This window comes from Pseudomonas sp. PS01297, from assembly GCF_029959305.1.
In the GTDB taxonomy this organism is placed as follows: Bacteria; Pseudomonadota; Gammaproteobacteria; order Pseudomonadales; family Pseudomonadaceae; genus Aquipseudomonas; species Aquipseudomonas helleri.
In genome coordinates, this window is record NZ_JASCPQ010000215.1 from 1 (window position 1) to 354 (window position 354).

1 rRNA gene is annotated in these 354 nt (G+C 44.4%); it reads right to left on the reverse strand.

The features are described 5' to 3' along the window. Positions 1–261: 261 nt before the first annotated feature. Positions 262–354 (reverse strand): 5S ribosomal RNA (gene rrf / locus QMX84_RS26345); the annotation flags it as partial.

Sequence of the window (354 nt, forward strand, 5' to 3'; positions counted from 1 at the left end):
CTGTTGCTGTCAAGCGGTTATTTTAAGATGTTTTCAAAGTTTCCTTTGTAACATCAACCACTTGCGCTTTCGATCTCTCGTTAGCGGGAGGCGAATTCTACAGCGTTACACGCTGCTGTCAACACCTTATTTCCTGCTACTTTCAATCGACTTGCTAACCAGGTAATTGACCTAATCAGCAGTACAGCTTTTTACAAAGCTTGTACTTATACAAAAACAAAATCCCCGTCTGCGTGAGCAGACAGGGATTTTGGAATTTAATCTTGACGATGACCTACTCTCACATGGGGAAACCCCACACTACCATCGGCGATGCATCGTTTCACTACTGAGTTCGGGATGGGATCAGGTGGT